16 protein-coding genes are annotated in these 16880 nt (G+C 61.2%); 7 read left to right on the top strand and 9 right to left on the bottom strand.

The annotated features are described in order from the left end of the window. Positions 1–6: 6 nt before the first annotated feature. From astB to TMS3_RS11175, 7 genes are all read right to left on the bottom strand, one after another. On the bottom strand, positions 7–1356 hold the full coding sequence (astB, locus tag TMS3_RS11205) for an N-succinylarginine dihydrolase (protein ID WP_025165372.1): 1350 nt from the start codon (positions 1354–1356) through the stop codon (positions 7–9). After that, positions 1353–2816: a succinylglutamate-semialdehyde dehydrogenase gene (gene astD, locus TMS3_RS11200; protein WP_025165371.1), complete on the bottom strand. Its 1464-nt coding sequence runs from the start codon at positions 2814–2816 to the stop codon at positions 1353–1355. The genes astB and astD overlap by 4 nt, the downstream gene beginning before the upstream one ends. A 254-nt stretch (positions 2817–3070) precedes the next feature. Next, positions 3071–4087, bottom strand: a complete 1017-nt coding sequence (gene astA / locus TMS3_RS11195) for an arginine N-succinyltransferase (RefSeq protein ID WP_025165370.1) — start codon at positions 4085–4087, stop codon at positions 3071–3073. 9 nt (positions 4088–4096) lie between these two features. Further along, on the bottom strand, positions 4097–5113 hold the full coding sequence (gene aruF, locus TMS3_RS11190) for an arginine/ornithine succinyltransferase subunit alpha (RefSeq protein WP_025165369.1): 1017 nt from the start codon (positions 5111–5113) through the stop codon (positions 4097–4099). A gap of 177 nt (positions 5114–5290) precedes the next feature. Next, positions 5291–6511: an aspartate aminotransferase family protein gene (locus TMS3_RS11185; protein WP_025165368.1), complete on the bottom strand. Its 1221-nt coding sequence runs from the start codon at positions 6509–6511 to the stop codon at positions 5291–5293. Between the two features lie 307 nt (positions 6512–6818). Further along, positions 6819–8021 (bottom strand): patatin-like phospholipase family protein, encoded by a 1203-nt coding sequence (locus TMS3_RS11180; protein WP_025165367.1) that lies wholly within the window; start codon positions 8019–8021, stop codon positions 6819–6821. A gap of 112 nt (positions 8022–8133) precedes the next feature. Beyond that, entirely contained in the window at positions 8134–9069 is a 936-nt protein-coding gene (locus TMS3_RS11175) for a lipid A biosynthesis lauroyl acyltransferase (RefSeq protein ID WP_025165366.1), read from the bottom strand. A 140-nt stretch (positions 9070–9209) separates the two neighbouring features. Here TMS3_RS11175 and minC point away from each other — a divergent pair, with 140 nt between their 5' ends. The 7 genes from minC to TMS3_RS11140 all read left to right on the top strand — a co-directional run bounded on the left by minC (position 9210) and on the right by TMS3_RS11140 (position 13722). Continuing rightward, positions 9210–9950, top strand: a complete 741-nt coding sequence (gene minC / locus TMS3_RS11170; protein WP_025165365.1) for a septum site-determining protein MinC — start codon at positions 9210–9212, stop codon at positions 9948–9950. Positions 9951–10051: 101 nt separating this feature from the next. Beyond that, positions 10052–10867: a septum site-determining protein MinD gene (gene minD, locus TMS3_RS11165; RefSeq protein ID WP_025165364.1), complete on the top strand. Its 816-nt coding sequence runs from the start codon at positions 10052–10054 to the stop codon at positions 10865–10867. After that, a complete protein-coding gene (gene minE / locus TMS3_RS11160; RefSeq protein ID WP_025165363.1) occupies positions 10864–11118 on the top strand; it encodes a cell division topological specificity factor MinE in 255 nt (84 codons plus the stop codon). Before minD ends, minE begins: the two co-directional genes overlap by 4 nt. 177 nt (positions 11119–11295) lie before the next feature. Further along, the gene (locus TMS3_RS11155) at positions 11296–11931 is read left to right on the top strand and encodes an RluA family pseudouridine synthase (protein WP_025165362.1); all 636 of its coding nucleotides are present in this window, start codon (positions 11296–11298) and stop codon (positions 11929–11931) included. Positions 11932–12301: 370 nt separating this feature from the next. Further along, the gene (locus tag TMS3_RS11150; RefSeq protein WP_025165361.1) at positions 12302–12754 is read left to right on the top strand and encodes an Hsp20/alpha crystallin family protein; all 453 of its coding nucleotides are present in this window, start codon (positions 12302–12304) and stop codon (positions 12752–12754) included. A gap of 27 nt (positions 12755–12781) precedes the next feature. Then, positions 12782–13159 carry an Hsp20/alpha crystallin family protein gene (locus TMS3_RS11145; RefSeq protein ID WP_025165360.1) on the top strand — a complete coding sequence of 126 codons (378 nt, stop codon included), beginning with the start codon at positions 12782–12784 and terminating at the stop codon, positions 13157–13159. Between the two features lie 59 nt (positions 13160–13218). Continuing rightward, positions 13219–13722, top strand: coding sequence for an Hsp20/alpha crystallin family protein (locus TMS3_RS11140; protein WP_025165359.1), 504 nt, complete (start codon positions 13219–13221; stop codon positions 13720–13722). Between the two features lie 150 nt (positions 13723–13872). Here TMS3_RS11140 and TMS3_RS11135 read toward each other — a convergent pair whose 3' ends face one another. Both TMS3_RS11135 and TMS3_RS11130 read right to left on the bottom strand, forming a co-directional pair. Continuing rightward, positions 13873–15489 (bottom strand): ATP-binding protein, encoded by a 1617-nt coding sequence (locus tag TMS3_RS11135; RefSeq protein ID WP_025165358.1) that lies wholly within the window; start codon positions 15487–15489, stop codon positions 13873–13875. Between the two features lie 172 nt (positions 15490–15661). Continuing rightward, entirely contained in the window at positions 15662–16390 is a 729-nt protein-coding gene (locus tag TMS3_RS11130) for a response regulator (protein WP_025165357.1), read from the bottom strand. Between the last annotated feature and the right edge of the window lie 490 nt (positions 16391–16880).

Below are 16880 nucleotides of genomic sequence, written 5' to 3'. Positions count from 1 at the left end.
TACTCTTTAAGCCAATTGGAAGGGATAAACCGAACCCAGTTTAAGGATCTGGGTCAATTCATCCAATGCTGCACGGCACTCAATCAGTAATTGTGGATCGGCCAGATCACTTTCGCTCAGGCGATCGCGATAGTGCTTGTCGACCCAGGCGACAAGCGTGTCGTACAGACCAGGGGTCATGATCACTCCTGGATTGACCGCCTCCAGTTCATCCTCCCTGAGCGCCACGCGCAGGCGCAAACAAGCCGGCCCCCCCCCATTCTGCATGCTCTGCTTGAGGTCGAAGACCTTCACCTCGCGAATAGGGCCGTTGCCCGCAGTGAGCTGCTGCAGGTAATTCCAGACGTTGCCGTTGTTACGGCATTCCTCCGGAACGATCAGCAACATGCTGCCGTCGGCACGCGTGAGCAGCTGACTGTTGAACAGGTAGGAGCGCACTGCATCATCGACCGTGACTGCGTCGCGCGGCACGCAGACCGCCTGCAGGCGCCCGCCCTGACGGGCCAGCTTGTCGCCGAGTTCGGCCAGCACCTTGTCGGTATCGAGGAAGGCGTCCTGGTGATAGAACAGCACCTCACCATTGCCCACCGCGATCACATCGTTGTGGAACACGCCCTGGTCGATCACCGATGGATTCTGCTGGGCGTAGACCACACCCTCTTCACTCAAGCCATGCAGACGCGCCACGGCTTGCGAGGCTTCCAGGGTTTGCCGCGCGGGATAACGCTGCGGCGCCGGGAAGCGACTGTCGAACGCACTGCGACCGAAGACGAAGAACTCCACCCCAGCCTCACCGTAACTCTTGCAGAAACGCGTGTGATTGGCCGCACCCTCATCACCGAATTGCGTCACTGCCGGCAACGCGGCGTGATGGGCGAAGTGCTGCTCACTGGCGAACATTGCCCCGAGCACGCGACTGGTGGTCGGATGTTCGATACTGCGGTGAAACTTGCAGTTAAGGTTGGCCGCAGTGAAGTGCACGCGCCGGTCCGCGGTGTCGGCACTGGGGCTGACGGTGCAGGCATTGGCGGTCCACATGCTCGACGCTGAGCAGCTCGCGGCCAACAATGGCATGGCCTCCTTGGCCGCCCTGGCGATCACCTGGGCATCGCTACCGGTGAAACCCAGGCTGCGCAACACGGCGACGTTCGGCCGCTCTTGCGGAGCCAGCACGCCCTGTTTGAAGCCCATTTCCATCAGCGCCTTCATTTTCGCCAGGCCTTGTTTGGCGGCTTCTTTCGGGCTGGAGGAAACCTGGCTATTACTCTGCGAGGCGACGTTGCCGTAGGACAGACCGCCGTAGTTATGGGTCGGGCCGACCAAACCATCGAAATTCACTTCAAAGGCGTTGCTCACAGGCTTACTCCCGGACTCAAGGTGGCAGGCAGGCTCACGCTTTCAGTTTCCAGCGAAGCCACCGGATAGGCGCAATAATCCGCCGCGTAATAGGCACTGGCGCGATGGTTGCCCGAGGCCCCCACACCACCAAACGGCGCGGTGCTCGCGGCACCTGTGAGCTGCTTGTTCCAGTTAACGATACCGGCACGACTCTCGAGCCAGAACTGTTCATAACGCGCCTTGGAATCCGACAGCAAGCCGGCGGCCAGACCAAACTCGGTGGCATTGGCTTCGGCAATCGCGGCGTCGAAATCGGCATAACGGATCACTTGCAGCAGCGGACCGAAAAACTCTTCATCCTGACGCTCGGCAACGGCCGTCACATCGATGATGCCAGGCGTCAGCAGCGCTGCACCGGCGAGCGGCTGGGTCATTTCCAGCAACGCCTTGGCACCCTTAGCCAGCAACAGCTGCTGGGCCTGGAGCAACTGTTCGGCTGCTGCCAGGGAAATCACCGAGCCCATGAACGGCGCGGGCTGCGCATCGAAGGCGCCAACCTTGATAGTCGCCGCGACGTTGACCAGACGCTGCAGCAGGGCATCGCCCCAGGCGCCCTGCGGCACCAGCAGGCGGCGCGCACAGGTGCAGCGCTGTCCGGCGGAGATAAAGGCCGACTGAATGATGGTATAGACCGCCGCATCGACATCCTGCAGCTGGTCGACGATCAACGGATTATTACCGCCCATTTCCAGCGCCAGAATTTTCTCCGGGCGACCTGCAAACTGGTTGTGCAGCAGGTTGCCAGTGCGGCTCGAACCGGTGAAAAACAAGCCGTCGATGCCATTATTCGCAGCCAGGGCCACGCCGGTTTCCCGCGCGCCCTGCACCAGGTTGAGCACGCCGGCAGGCAAGCCGGCTTCGATCCAGCACTTGACCGTCAGCTCGGCCACTTTCGGCGTCAGCTCGCTAGGTTTGAACACCACCGTGTTACCGGCCAACAACGCCGGCACGATATGCCCGTTAGGCAGGTGGCCCGGAAAGTTGTAGGGGCCGAACACTGCGACCACGCCGTGCGGCTTGTGGCGCAATACCGCCGTGGCATCGGCCAGCGGACCACTCTTCTCGCCGGTACGCTCGCGGTAGCTCTGCACCGAGATGGCGACCTTGTTGGCCATGCTGGTCACCTCGGTGGCCGACTCCCACAACGGCTTGCCGGTTTCCTCGCCAATTGTGCGGGCCAGCTCATCGGTATGGGCTTTCAGGGTCGTGGCGAACTGCTCCAACAGCGCAATGCGCTCATCCAGCGAACGCGACGCCCAGGCGGGAAATGCTGCGCGGGCAGCCTGCACGGCGGCCTCGACCTGTTCGGCGCTAGCCCCGTTACCTTGCCACAGGACCTGCTGACTAACCGGATTCAGCGACTCCAGGGCTTCGCCCTGGCCAACGTGCCAGCGACCGGCGATGTAATGAGTGCTCATATTGTTCTATCACTCCCAGCAATTTCATCACCCGGCGATGCACCGGATGCACTATTCGAACCAGCGACCCGGATCAGTTTCCGGACCACCCCTAGCCGCTCAGAAGCCTGCTAGCAGGCCGCTGAAAAATGTAGCGAGCGAAGGCTAGGCAAGACGAAATCAGCCGAAAAAGCGCAGTGTACGAGCTGTACATGAGCATTTTGAGGCGGACTTCAACGCCGCATAGCCGAGCGCAGTAGTTTTGCAACAGCCTGCTAGCCTCGGGCCGACAACTGCACCGCACGTACCTGATCGCCAGCCGACAGCTGCAGCCGCTTGGCCGTCAAGGGGTCGACCACCAGGGTGCCGGCAGCGATCCGCGCCGGACCCGCCGTGATGCGGCAGTCTTCACGCTTGCGGTTATGAATCAGGAAGGCACTGGCATCGTCGCCCGGTGTACCGATGGCCAGAACCAGCGCCTGACTGTCGCGCACGGCGCGGATCTTCGCGGTTTCCGCCTCGATGGCCGGACCGGCATCAAAGATGTCGACATAGCCCTGATAGCTGAAGCCTTCGGCCTTGAGCATGGCCAGTGCCGGCTCGGTGTCCGGGTGAACACGACCGATGATGTTGCGTGCATCTTCGGAGAGAAAGCAGGTGTACAGCGGAAACTTGGGCATCAACTCGGCGATAAAGGCCTTGTTGCCGACCCCGGTGAGGTAATCCGCCTGGGAGAATTCCATCTTGAAAAAGTGCCGACCGAGACTTTCCCAGAACGGCGAGCGGCCGTTGTCATCGGACATGCCGCGCATCTCGGCGATCACCTTGTCGCCAAACAACTCACGAAACTCGGCGATGAACAGGAAGCGCGCCTTGGACAGCAGGCGCCCATTCAAGCCAGTGCGTTTATCGTCGCGCAGAAACAGCGAGCACAGCTCGGAGTTACCGGTCAGGTCATTGGCCAGAAACAGGGTCGGGATCTGCCGGTGGATCTTCAGCTCTTGCGAGGCGCTGACGGTCAAACCGACCCGGTAGTTGTACCAAGGCTCGCGCAGGCCGACGGCACCCGCCAGGGCGGAGATGCCGACTACTTGCCCGTCGTCATCTTCGAGCACGAACAGGTAATCGGTATCGGCCCGCTCGGCTTCGCCGCGGAAGGTTTTTTCTGCCCAACCAACCCGGTGCGCCAGACGCTCCTCATTGGCCGGCAAGGTAGTCAGGCCGGCACCGGTGCTGCGCGCCAGGTCGATCAAAGCCGGAAGATCGGCACTGCGTACGGGACGAACGATCATGCTAACTCCTTAAACCGCGACCAGACGCACGCTGGCGCCTTCGCCGACGCCCAGGGCTTCGGCAGCTTCAAGACTGAGGGTGACCGGCTTACCCGGCACCCAATCCAGCTCAGCGACAATGGCGCGGAAATCCACCAGCTGGCCATTGCTCACCAGGTATGGGCGGCCACCCTTGCCGGGATCACCGAACTTAACGGGCACCATGCGACTTTCTGCGATGGAACGAATACCCGAGGTACGCGCATGCAGGGTCGGCCCCCCATCGAAAATGTCGATGTAGTTATCGGTCTCGAAGCCTTCACGCATGAGGATGTCGAAAGTAATCTGCGCCCGCGGATGCACCTGGCCCATGGCTTCCTGGGCAGAATCCGGCAGTAGCGGCACATAGATCGGGTAGTTCGGCATCAGTTCGGCGAGGAAGGTGCGACTCTTCAGCCCGCACAAACGCTCGGCTTCGGCGTAGTTCATGTCGAAGAAGTTACGCCCCACCGCATCCCAGAACGGCGAATCGCCTGCCTCATCGCTGTGGCCGACGATTTCCACCACCACCGCATCGGCGAAACGCTCCGGGTGAGCGGCGACGAACAACAGCCGAGCACGGGAATTCAATTCGGCGAATACCGTACTGACCAACGGCCGCTCGACATAGAAACTGGTCAACAGGCTATTGCCGGTCAGGTCATGGCATAGCGAGAGCACGTGAATCTTGTTGTGAATCTTCAGCTCACGCGAGTTATGCACGAAGGTTTCGTTGCGAAAGCTGTAGAACGGCTCGGAGTAACCCGTCGAGGCGACGATACCCGAACAGCCGACCAGACGGCCGCTGACGCTGTCCTCGAGGACAAAGAAGTAGCTTTCTTCACCATTGAAACTTACTTCTGCGGCGAACGAAGCTTCCGCAGCGGCGATCTTGTCGCGCAAGCGGTCGACGTCATCCGGCAGGGAAGTCACACCAACCGGGCTATCCGCGGCGAGACGCTGTACTTCAGCGAGGTCGGCCATTTGCGCGGGGCGCATCACCAGCATGGTGTCACTCCTTTAAGAAAAGCTCCAAGCCACTCGCGCAGAGCAACCCGGAGAAACCGCGACCAGCGTCACGGCATGCACAGAGACAGTCATCCATGGTTTAACCCCGGCACATCCGTGCGCCATGGGCATTCAGCCCGGCGACGCCTCACTAAAGGTCGCCGCCGGACTGTCGACTCAGGCTTGAGTCAGCTTGATCACTGCACGCTCGAAACGCGCCAGACCTTCATCGATATCGGCATCTTCCACCACCAGGCTCGGGGCGAAACGCACCACGTCCGGGCCAGCTTGCAACACCATCAGCCCTTCAGCCGCCGCAGCATCGAGCAGCATCTTGGCTTTGCCTTTCCAGGCATCGGCGAGCACGCACCCGATCAGCAGACCGAGCCCGCGGACTTCGCCGAACAGGTCATATTGCTGACCAATCTGCTCCAGCTTGCTCTTGAAACGCTGATGCTTGGCTTGCACGCCCGCTAGCACCTCTGGCGTGTTGATCACATCGATCACCGCCTCACCCACTGCACAAGCCAGCGGATTGCCGCCGTAAGTCGTGCCATGGGTACCGACCACCAGATGCTTGGCCAACTCGCTGGTAGTGAGCATGGCGCCGATAGGGAAACCACCGCCCAGACTCTTGGCACTGGTGAGGATGTCCGGCGTCACGCCGTAATGCTGATAGGCGAACAGCGAGCCGCTACGGCCCATGCCGGTCTGTACTTCGTCGAGCACCAGCAGCGCGTCGTGCTGGTTGCATAGCTCACGGGCGCCCTGCAGGTAGGCCAGATCGATCGGCAGCACGCCGCCCTCGCCCTGGATCGGCTCGAGCACCACGGCGCAGGTCTTATCGGAAATCGCCGCTTTCAGGGCTTCGAGATCATTGAAGGGAACATGACTGATGCCCTGGATCTTCGGCCCGAAGCCGTCGGAATACTTGGGCTGACCGCCAACACTGACGGTAAACAGGGTACGACCGTGGAAGCTGTTGACCGCGGCAATGATTTCGCATTTTTCCGGGCCGAACTTGTCATGCGCCACCCGGCGGGCCAGCTTGAACGCGGCCTCATTGGCCTCCGCGCCGGAGTTACAGAAGAACACCCGCTCGGCAAACGTGGCATCGACCAGCTTCTTTGCCAGACGCAGGGCCGGCTCGTTGGTGAACACGTTGGACACATGCCACAGGGTGTTAGCCTGCTCGGTCAGCGCCTTGACCAGAGCCGGATGGGCATGTCCGAGCACGTTGACGGCGATACCACCGGCGAAGTCGATCAGCTCACGACCACTCTGGTCCCAGACTCGCGAACCTGCGCCGCGCACCGGAATAAATGCAGCGGGGGCATAGTTGGGAACCATCACCTGATCGAAATCGGCGCGTTGCACCGGGTCGTGCTGAACTGACATCGGAAATCTCCTGATAAAGGAACACCTGCATTGAGCGGCAGGCGATGACACGGATTGTAGGGATTGAACCGGGACTGGCATTGCCGCCATGCGACAACTTCTTACAGCGCCAACCCGGGAAAAACCGATGCTTACGGAAATGCGACAGAAAGCGTCGGGAAGGCGCAGTTTAAACGCTGTTCAGCACATAAGCGCACAACCTGCGATATTTCCTCACAAACTGACCGACAGGTTTTTGGACAGTTTCAGCCGCAGAGCGAGCCTTAACCCAGCTCATCGGGCTTTATCCTGCGCCGGACTGAAGTCCTTACGCCGTGACCGGCTCGCCATGCGCAACAGGTGGACGACTGAGGCAGAGGAAGTCGCACAACTCGGTTTTCCGGGCCATCGCATCCTGATAACCCAGCTCAATCAGCTCGTTGCAATAACCGGCCTCGAACAATAGATAGCTGAGCACACCGGCGCCACTGGTCTTGGTCGCCCCCGGGCCACGTAGAAACGCGCGCAGAGCCATCGGCAACTCATGGCGATGACGTGCGGCGATCTCATCCACCGGCTGACTCGGCGAGACAACCAACACCTCGATCGGCTTGAGCCCTAGACCACGAGGATGCAACTCCTGCGGAATCAGCCGACTCATCTGATTCAGCCGTTCAAGCAATTCGATATCGCCCTCCAGGCTGTCAATAAAGGTGCTATTGAGCATATGCCCGCCGATTTGCGCCAGGCTCGGCGGCTTGACGTTGCTCGGCCGCACTACGGCGCTGTTAGCCTGCCCGCCCTGCGGATTGCCACTCACCCCGACCACCAACACCCGCGTCGCCCCCAGATGCAGAGCCGGACTGATGGGCGCCGACTGGCGCACGGCACCATCGCCGAAGTATTCGCGATTGATCTTCACTGGTGGAAAAATCAGCGGAATCGAGGCACTGGCCAGCAGGTGCTGCAGTGACAGACGGGTTGGCACTCCGACGCGGCGGTGCCGAAACCATGGATCGATGGTGGCGCGCCCCTGGTAAAAGGTCACCGCCTGACCGGACTCATAGCCGAATGCCGTTACCGCCACGGCACGCAAGCGCCGTGCACGCACCGCCGCGGATATCCCGGAAAAATCCAGCTTATTCTTCAACAGCTCGCCAAGCGGCGAGTTGTCGAGCAACGCCACCGGTACCTGGCTGCCCAAGCCGAGCAAGCTATGACCAATGAAGCGACTGGCCTGGTGCAGCACCCCCGGCCAGTCGCTGCGGTAAACCTGATGAGTATGAAAGCCTTGCCAGACCGCGGTCAGCTGGCGGATCGCCTCGCCAAAGTGCAGCGCCCCGCACGCCAGACTGACTGCATTGATAGCCCCGGCCGAAGTGCCGACGATAACCGGAAAAGGGTTGTGTTCGGCATTCGGCAACAGGTCGGCAATCGCCGCCAGCACCCCCACCTGATAAGCCGCCCGCGCACCGCCGCCCGAGAGAATCAACCCAGTCACAGGCTGGAGAGTGGGAGCGATTTGCGTCATAGGCAGGTTCCGAAGATTTTTACGCAGTATAGGAAGCGGGCGCTACCTGCCCGCTATAGCTCAGCAATTGGCCTGACAACCACAAAGGCCAGCCACGCAATTGCCGAGCCGCTTAACTGAGGCGTTTCTTATACAGCTTCGACTCTCCCGCCGGGCGTGTCTTGAAGCGCCGGTGGGCCCACAGATACTGCTCTGGACAGGCACCGACCGCCTGCTCGACCCACTGGTTGATGCGCAGGCAGTCCGCTTCCTCGCTGTCGCCGGGAAACTCCGCCAACGGGGGATGAATGGTCAGTCGATAGCCTCTGCCATCGGCCAGACGCACCTGGGTAAAAGGCAACACTCGCGCGCGACCGAGGCGAGCGAACTTAGTGGTGGCGGTGACCGTGGCAGCCTGTACACCGAACAAGGGTACAAACAGGCTTTGCTTGGGCCCGTAATCCTGGTCCGGTGCATACCAGATCGCTCGACCGGCACGCAGCACCTTGAGCATGGCTCGCACATCCTCGCGCTCGATGGTCGTCGCTTCCAGGTTGTGCCGCTCGCGCCCTCGGCGCTGCACATAATCGAACAACGGGTTTTTATGCTCGCGGTACATGCCATCGATGGTATGCACCTGACCAAGCAGCGCCGCGCCGATTTCCAGGGTGGTGAAATGCAGGGCCATCAGAATCACCCCCTGGCCATCCGCCTGAGCCTGGCGCAAGTGCTCCAGTCCCTCGATGTGCGCCAGCTTGGCCAGCCTGGACTTAGGCCACCACCAACTCATGGCCATCTCGAAAAACGCGATGCCAGTAGAGGCGAAGTTATCTTTCAGCAAGCGCTTGCGCTCGGCAGCAGACAAGGCTGGGAAGCAGAGCTCCAGGTTACGCGCGGCAATCTTGCGGCGCGAGCTCGCCAACCGGTACATCACCGCGCCCAATGCGCGCCCCAGCTTGAGCAACGCGCCATATGGCAACTTCACCAGCAACCACAACAACGCCAAACCCAGCCACAGGGGCCAGAAACGCGGATGGAGAAAAGAGCCACGAAAAACCGGACGATCCATGAACAATCTCGAACAACGCATAAAGCCGGGCATTCTATCAGGAGTTTCTTAATACTCGGCTCGGCTTGCGGCTCCCCTGTGTTCTCGCTATAAGTTCCGGCTAATCTCCATTCCGCTGACCAGGCCGCACCAAGCAGACCATGAGCCAAGCTGATCTTCTCGACCAAGACCCCGTGTTCCAACTCAAAGGCAGCATGCTGGCCATTACCGTGATGGAACTGGCGCGCAACGACCTTGACCTTCTCGACCGGCAACTGGCGGAAAAGGTCGCCCAGGCACCGGGGTTTTTCAGCAACACACCGCTGGTACTGGCACTGGACAAGCTGCCTGACAACGAAGATGACCTCGACATCGCCGCACTGATGGCCGTGTGCCGCAGCCATGGTCTGCGTACCCTGGCCGTGCGCGCCAGCCGCGCCAACGACATTACCGCCGCCAATGCGCTGGACCTGCCGGTGCTGCCGCCTTCCGGTGCGCGCGAGCGGCTAATCGATCCGACCAACGGTAGCCCTCCTGCAAAGCAGCCGGAAAAGCCCAGCGAACCCGAGCTCAGGCCGAGCAAAATCATTAGCTCGCCTATTCGCGGTGGCCAGCAAGTTTATGCCCAGGGCTGCGATCTGATTGTGCTGGCACCGGTCAGCGCCGGCGCGGAACTTCTCGCCGATGGCAACATCCATGTGTACGGGCCGATGCGTGGTCGCGCCTTGGCGGGCGTCAAAGGCAATGCCATGGCCCGGATTTTCTGCCAGCAAATGGGCGCGGAACTGCTCTCTATCGCCGGTCAGTACAAGGTCGCCGAAGACCTGCGGCGCGACCCATTATGGGGCGAAGCGGTACATGTCAGCCTGTCGGGTGACGTGTTGAACATCACCCGCCTTTAACGGATACTGCCGCCAATTTTCAAGGGCACAAAAAGGGCTTCCGGACGCCTCAAGCGCCCGAGCGATTCCCGTTTTTATCTTCACATTTGGGGTGAATCACCTTGGCCAAGATCCTCGTAGTCACTTCCGGCAAAGGTGGCGTGGGCAAAACCACCACCAGCGCCGCCATCGGTACCGGCCTCGCCCTGCGCGGGCACAAAACAGTCATCGTCGACTTCGACGTCGGTCTACGCAACCTCGACCTGATCATGGGCTGCGAACGCCGCGTAGTGTATGACTTCGTCAACGTGGTCAACGGCGAAGCCACGCTGAGCCAGGCACTGATCAAAGACAAGCGCCTGGAAAACCTCTTCGTATTGGCCGCCAGTCAGACCCGCGACAAAGACGCGCTGACCCTCGAGGGCGTCGAAAAAGTTCTCAAAGAGCTGTCCGAAACCTTCGAGTACGTGGTCTGCGACTCGCCGGCCGGCATCGAAAAAGGCGCGCATCTGGCGATGTACTTTGCCGATGAGGCCATCATCGTCACCAACCCGGAAGTGTCCTCGGTACGCGACTCCGATCGCATGCTTGGCCTCCTGGCGAGCAAATCACAGCGTGCCGAGAAGGGTGAGGAGCCGGTCAAGGAACACCTACTACTGACCCGCTACAACCCGGAGCGCGTCACCCGAGGCGAAATGCTCGGCGTGGAAGACGTTGAGGAAATCCTCGCCATCCGCTTGATCGGTGTGATCCCAGAGTCGCAAGCGGTACTCAAAGCCTCTAACCAAGGCGTACCGGTGATCCTCGACGATCAGAGCGACGCCGGTCAGGCATACAGCGACGCAGTGGATCGCCTGCTCGGCAAGGAAGTCGTCCATCGCTTCATCGATGTGCAGAAGAAAGGACTCTTGCAACGCCTATTTGGAGGTCGTGAATGAATATTTTTGACTTCTTTCGTGAACGCAAAAAAGAAACCACTGCGTCCATCGCGAAAGAGCGTCTGCAAATCATCGTCGCCCACGAGCGCGGTCAGCGCAGCCAGCCGGATTACCTGCCGGCCCTGCAACAGGAACTGGTCGAGGTGATTCGCAAGTACGTCAACATCGACTCGGATCAAGTGCAGGTCGCCCTGGAAAACCAAGGCAGCTGCTCCATCCTGGAACTCAACATCACCCTGCCGGATCGTTAAAAAACTACTGCGCTCGGTGATGCTAAAAAATGGCGGCCTCGATGGCCGCCATTTTATTTCAGCAGCCTGCACATCTCGTGGGAGCGGGCTTGTCCGCGAAGCTTCTTGTGCCTAAAGGCTTCGCGGGCAAGCCCGCTCCTACACAAACCAGTCCACCACTGCCCAGCCAAGAAGCCCATGCCGCTCAGCCAGATTGAAATTCTCCACCAGGACGCCGCCCTGCTGGTCATCAACAAGCCCACCCTGCTGCTTTCGGTGCCCGGTCGCGCCGAGGACAACAAGGATTGCCTGGTCACCCGCCTGCAAGAAAACGGCTACCCGGAAGCGCGCATCGTGCATCGCCTGGACTGGGAAACCTCGGGAGTTATCGTTCTGGCGCGCGACGCCGACAGCCACCGCGAGCTGTCGCGTCAATTTCACGACCGCGAGACCGAAAAAGCCTACACCGCGTTGTGCTGGGGCCAACCGGAACTGGACAGCGGCAGCATCGACCTGCCGCTGCGCTACGACCCGCCGACCAAGCCGCGGCATGTGGTCGATCACGAACAGGGCAAGCACGCGCTGACCTTCTGGCGCGTGGTCGAACGCTGCGGCGACTACTGTCGGGTCGAGCTGACACCCATCACCGGCCGTTCGCACCAACTGCGCGTGCACATGCTGTCGATTGGCCACCCCCTTCTCGGCGACCGCCTGTATGCCCACGCCCAAGCCCTGGCTGCGCATGAGCGCCTGTGCCTGCATGCCAGCATGCTCAGCCTGACCCATCCACAAAGCGGCGAACGCCTGCGCTTCGACTGCCCTGCACCGTTCTAACCGCAGAACCTCGCCCGGATGCGTTTCGTCGCATCGATAGCGGCCCCGGAGCGGCTCCCGGATTGCATCCGGGCTGCGCAGTGCGCCATCGGCAAACCGGCGAGCTACCGCCCAACCCGAACCCGGTAGCCCGGATGCAATTCGGGGCATTGATAGCGGCCCTAGAAGCTCCCCGAACGACATCCAGGCTAGGGCTTACACAGCCAGGCACCTTATATGTATCAGGCATATAAGCTATTCGACGATGTTCTTAAACCTCCCCTTGAAGACCACCCTCGCCGCCAACATATTTCATAGCGACGGGGCTTGAGGCCCTCGGCCTTGAGCACCGCAAACGAGTCTCTGGTCTATTCACCACAGGAGGTTTGCGATGTACGAGTCCCTACTTAATTCTCCCGGCAGCTGGTTCGCCGATTTCGACCGCCTGCAGCGCGAATTGCAGCAGGACTTCGCCACTATCGGCCGGCCTGGCAGCATTCGGGCGGTGGCCAGTGGTGCGTTCCCGGCACTGAATGTCGGCAGCACACCCTCAGCCATCGAAATTTACGCCTTCGCCCCGGGCCTCGACCCGGAAAAACTGGATGTGCAGATTGACCGCGGCCTGCTGTCGGTTACCGGCGAGCGCGAGAGCGCCTGCCCGCCCGACAATGGCACGCTGTCGGTGTATGCCAACGAACGCTTCGCTGGTCGCTTCAAGCGCACCGTGAGCCTTTCCGATGATGCCGACCCGGACAAGGTCGAGGCGCACTACCGTAACGGCGTGCTGCATATCCGCGTAATGCGCCGCGAGTCGGCCCAACCCAAGCGCATCAGCGTCCAGTAACCCCATGGATAAGAGGAGGAAGCCACTATGAGCGACAAGAAAGCCGTAAGCCGCAGCGAACGCGCGAAAGAGGTCGAAACCCTGCTACCACGGGTGGATGTATTCGAGGACAAGGACGGCATCCTGCTGGTTGCCGACTTGCCCGGCGTACCCAAGGACAAGCTTGAGCTGCGAGTCGACAACGATACGCTAACGGTCGAAGGCGAGATCACCACTGATATGCCGGAAGACATGGAAGCGGTGTATGCCGAGGTGCGCCTGGCGCGCTATCGCCGCGCTTTCACCCTCAGCAGCGAGCTGGACACCGCGCGTATCGACGCGCAGTTCCGCGATGGCGTGCTCAACCTGCGCATTCCCAAGCATACTCACGCGCAACCGCGCCAGATCAAGGTGAAAGTAGCCTAACTGCCTATGCGGCCGGACCGATGGAGGCGTCTCGGCCGCTCGCAACCTGGAGGTCAACCATGGAAAAACTAACCGAACTGAAACATGGCCTGGAGGAGACCTGGCACTCGCTCGGCGAGGGCTGGCGTCAAGTGCTTGACCGCACCAGCGGCGCCCTGACCCGCTTTACCCCGACGGCCAAGAGCAAGCAGTCGACAGAGCCTGCGACCTACACCGAATCCCCCTCGGCCAATTGGGCGCTACTGGCCGGTGACCTGTTCGAAGACGCCGACAAGTTCATCGTGCGTCTCGAAGTGCCCGGCATGGACAAGCAGCACCTGGATATCGAGGTACGCAGCGATGTGCTGATCGTGCGCGGCGAGAAACGCCTGGAGCAGGAATCAGCCAGCGGTCAGTACCGGATACGCCAGTGCGCCTTCGGCAGCTTTCATCGCAGCATCCCACTGCCGGTGCCGGTACTGTCCGATAAAGCCGAGGCCATCTACCGCAACGGCGTACTGCGCATCGAACTACCGAAAGCAGAGCATGCCCGTGGCCGGCGCATCGAAGTCCGTAGCGAGTGATAGAACCCTCAACAGGTGGGCGCTGGCGCTTCAAGCGCGGCGCCCACCGTCACCGACTGCAAGCCCTAGGGTCTGTTGCCGTTTCATTCGCGGCCGCGCCGTAGCCTGTTTTTGCGCGAGGCAAGNNATGAAACGGCAACAGACCCTAAGCTAACTCTCCAGCGTGTCCTGCTTGCGCGGCCATACCAGACTGAAGCGCGCACCACCCAAGGCCTCGCTGCGCCCGATCTGCGCCCGGCCGCCGTGCCAGTAGATGATCCGCCGCACGATCGACAACCCCAGACCATGCCCACCTGAGGCGCGGGTGCGGCTATCGTCCAGGCGCAGGAAGGGACTGAAGATACGCTCCCAGGCCGTTTCCGGGACACCGGGGCCATCGTCCTCGACATCCAGCCGGCAGCGCTGTCGGCCGATCTGGTAACTCACCCGCACCCGCGATTCGGCATGGCGCATGGCGTTGCTCACCAGGTTCTGCAAGGCGCGGTGCAGGTAACGCAACTCGGCCTCGACCACCGCCCCACTGCCGTCCAATGCATTCAGCGCCGGGCCGCGCTCGACCCGCACGTGGGCGCGCAGCGGCGCCAGCTCGGTGATCACCTGATCGATCAGACCGTTCAGGTCGACTGCCTGGAAGTTCAGGGCCGGTGCCCCCTGCTCCAGGCGCGCGTAGGTGAGCATCTCGTCGACCAGCTTGTCGAGGTCCTGAATATCGCTGTCCATGCCCTCCATGTATTTGCGCCGCGCCGCCTCGCTCTCGGCATCGCCGATCATTTCCAGGCCAAAACGCAAGCGCGCCACCGGTGTGCGCAGTTCGTGCGAGACCGCCTGCACCATCTCCCGCTGAATGCTCAGAGAGCGCTGCAAGTGCTCGGCCATGGCATTGAACGCCGCCGCCAGACGCCCCACCGAATCACTGCCATGGCTCGGCACCCGGGTATCCAGGCCACCGCTGGCAATCCGCGTGGCTGCGCCCTCCAGATCACGCAGGCGTTGCTCCAGCGGCCGAACCAGCAGGTAGACCATCAAGCCGATCAGGCTCAGTCCCAGAGCGCAGCTCAACACCAGCAGTTGCGTCGGGTAGAGGTTCATCTGATAGAGCGGGCCGATTTCCAATACCCAGGGCGTGTCGACGATGCCGGCAAACACATGGATGCTGTCGCCACCCTTGCCCAGCGCCATCACCGTATCCCCCTCGTCCACCCGGCGGCGCTGATCGATGTCCAGGTTGGCTTGCTCCAGGCTCACCAGGCGCAGGTCGAAGCCGAACTGCTTGGCCTCCTTCAACTCGGCCAAACGCTGCGGCTGCTCGGCCACCGGATAACGAATCAATTCATCGATCAGCAGGTAAACAGTGGCGCGCGCCAGCTGTTCACTGATCTGCTGCACCTCACCCGTCAGCACCCGCTGCTCGTGTTCGCCAATCAGGCTGTAGACCTCGGCCGCGTGTGGACCGGTCTGTTGCACCAGCACCTGGCCGCGCAGCAAGCGCTTGCGCGCGCCGCTCTCCAGGGGCGCTTCGCTCAGCGCCTGAATGCTCAGCGGAATACCCAGCAAGCGCGCCCACACGGCCACGGCCCGGCGCCGCTCGAGTTCATCCATCGGCGCCAGGTTATCGGCCATCAAACGGAAGGTGCCGCGCGCCAGACGCTCGCGGTACTGCTCGGAGCGCACCTCGTTGACCAGGTGCAAGGTGCCGACGCCGAGCAGGGCGACCAGCACCAGCACGCCCAGCATGCCGGCATAGATGCGCAGGAAGATCGAATTCATTCAGGGGGCTGCCAAGGATTCGTTCGCAAGCCGCGTTGCTGCGCAACCCGCAGGGCCGGGCCGATTGTTGCGCGGTGCTGCGTTATTCGTCGTTCATTTGGAATGACCAAACTTCTCTCCTCATGCCTTGCCCCGCACAATAACCGGCTCCGGCGCGGCCACGGACAAACCCTCACCAGCCCCCTAGCGCTTCGGCAGCCTCGGCGACGAACAGGTAGCCCTTGCTGCGCACGGTCTTGATCATCCGCGGATGCACCGGGTCGTCACCGATCTTCGGACGGATGCGCGAAATGCGCACATCAATGGAGCGATCCTGACCGTCGTATTCGATCCCGCGCAGAGCATTGAAGATCTCCTCACGCGAGAGAATCCGCCCGGCATTCACCGTCAGCAGCCAGAGCAGGTCGAACTCGGCGCCGGTCAGCTCGATACTCTGCTCGCCCAGCCAGGCCTCTCGCATCGCACTGTCGATCACCAGCGGCCCGAACTCCAGCCGTCGGCGCTCCTCGGCGCCATTGCTCTCGGCGCCTTCACGACGCCGCAGCAGCGCCCGGATCCGCGCCAGCAGTACGCGCGGGCGCACCGGCTTGCATACGTAATCGTCGGCGCCCATTTCCAGGCCGAGCACCTGATCCATATCGTCGGTGCGCGCGGTCAACATCAGGATGGGGCCGTCATACTGACCGCGCACCTTGCGGCAGATCGACAGACCGTCCTCGCCTGGCAGCATCAAATCGAGAATTACCAGATCCGGCTGCTCTTTGAGTATCCGTGCAGCTGCCTGCGCGCCATCCGCCTCGATGCTCACCGTCAGGCCATTGCTCTGCAGGTAATCACGCGTCAATTCGGCCAGACGCTGGTCGTCTTCGACGATCAGGATTTGCCACGTTTCTTGCTCCACTACTGCCTCCTAAAGACAGGTCAACCACGGCGAAAGCCCATGCATTGTAACAACGCCGCCCGTAACTGGCGGCGCTATCAACGTAGCCCTGCAAAAAGTACCGCGCGCCTGCACAGAGCACGCCAACAAGCAAGAAAAAACCCTACATATTGTGTTTCTGTGATGGACTAAAAATCCTTCGTCACACACGCAAAAAATCCGCCCTCCCCACGACGAACGGTACCCCGTGGAGAACCCCAGCAGCTACGGGGCCTTGCGAAAGTTACCCCAAGATAACCCACAGATTTATCCACAGGCACTGAAGTTTTGCTGGCTTGCCTTCCCCCCTACACCGCACTATCTTGTATCCCTATCGCGATAAACACCTACATGTTGGGTTTTCGCACAAAATCGACACAAGCACATTTGCCCCTTTGCGGTCTATACCGAGATCCAAAAAGGTGCAGATAAGCACTTCGATGGCCAGATCAGCAGCAACGCGGTTGGCCAT

The sequence above is a fragment of the Pseudomonas taeanensis MS-3 genome (assembly GCF_000498575.2).
Classification (GTDB): domain Bacteria; phylum Pseudomonadota; class Gammaproteobacteria; order Pseudomonadales; family Pseudomonadaceae; genus Aquipseudomonas; species Aquipseudomonas taeanensis.
The sequence above is the reverse complement of the archived record's forward strand: the minus strand, read 5'-3'. Positions and strand labels throughout refer to the sequence as shown.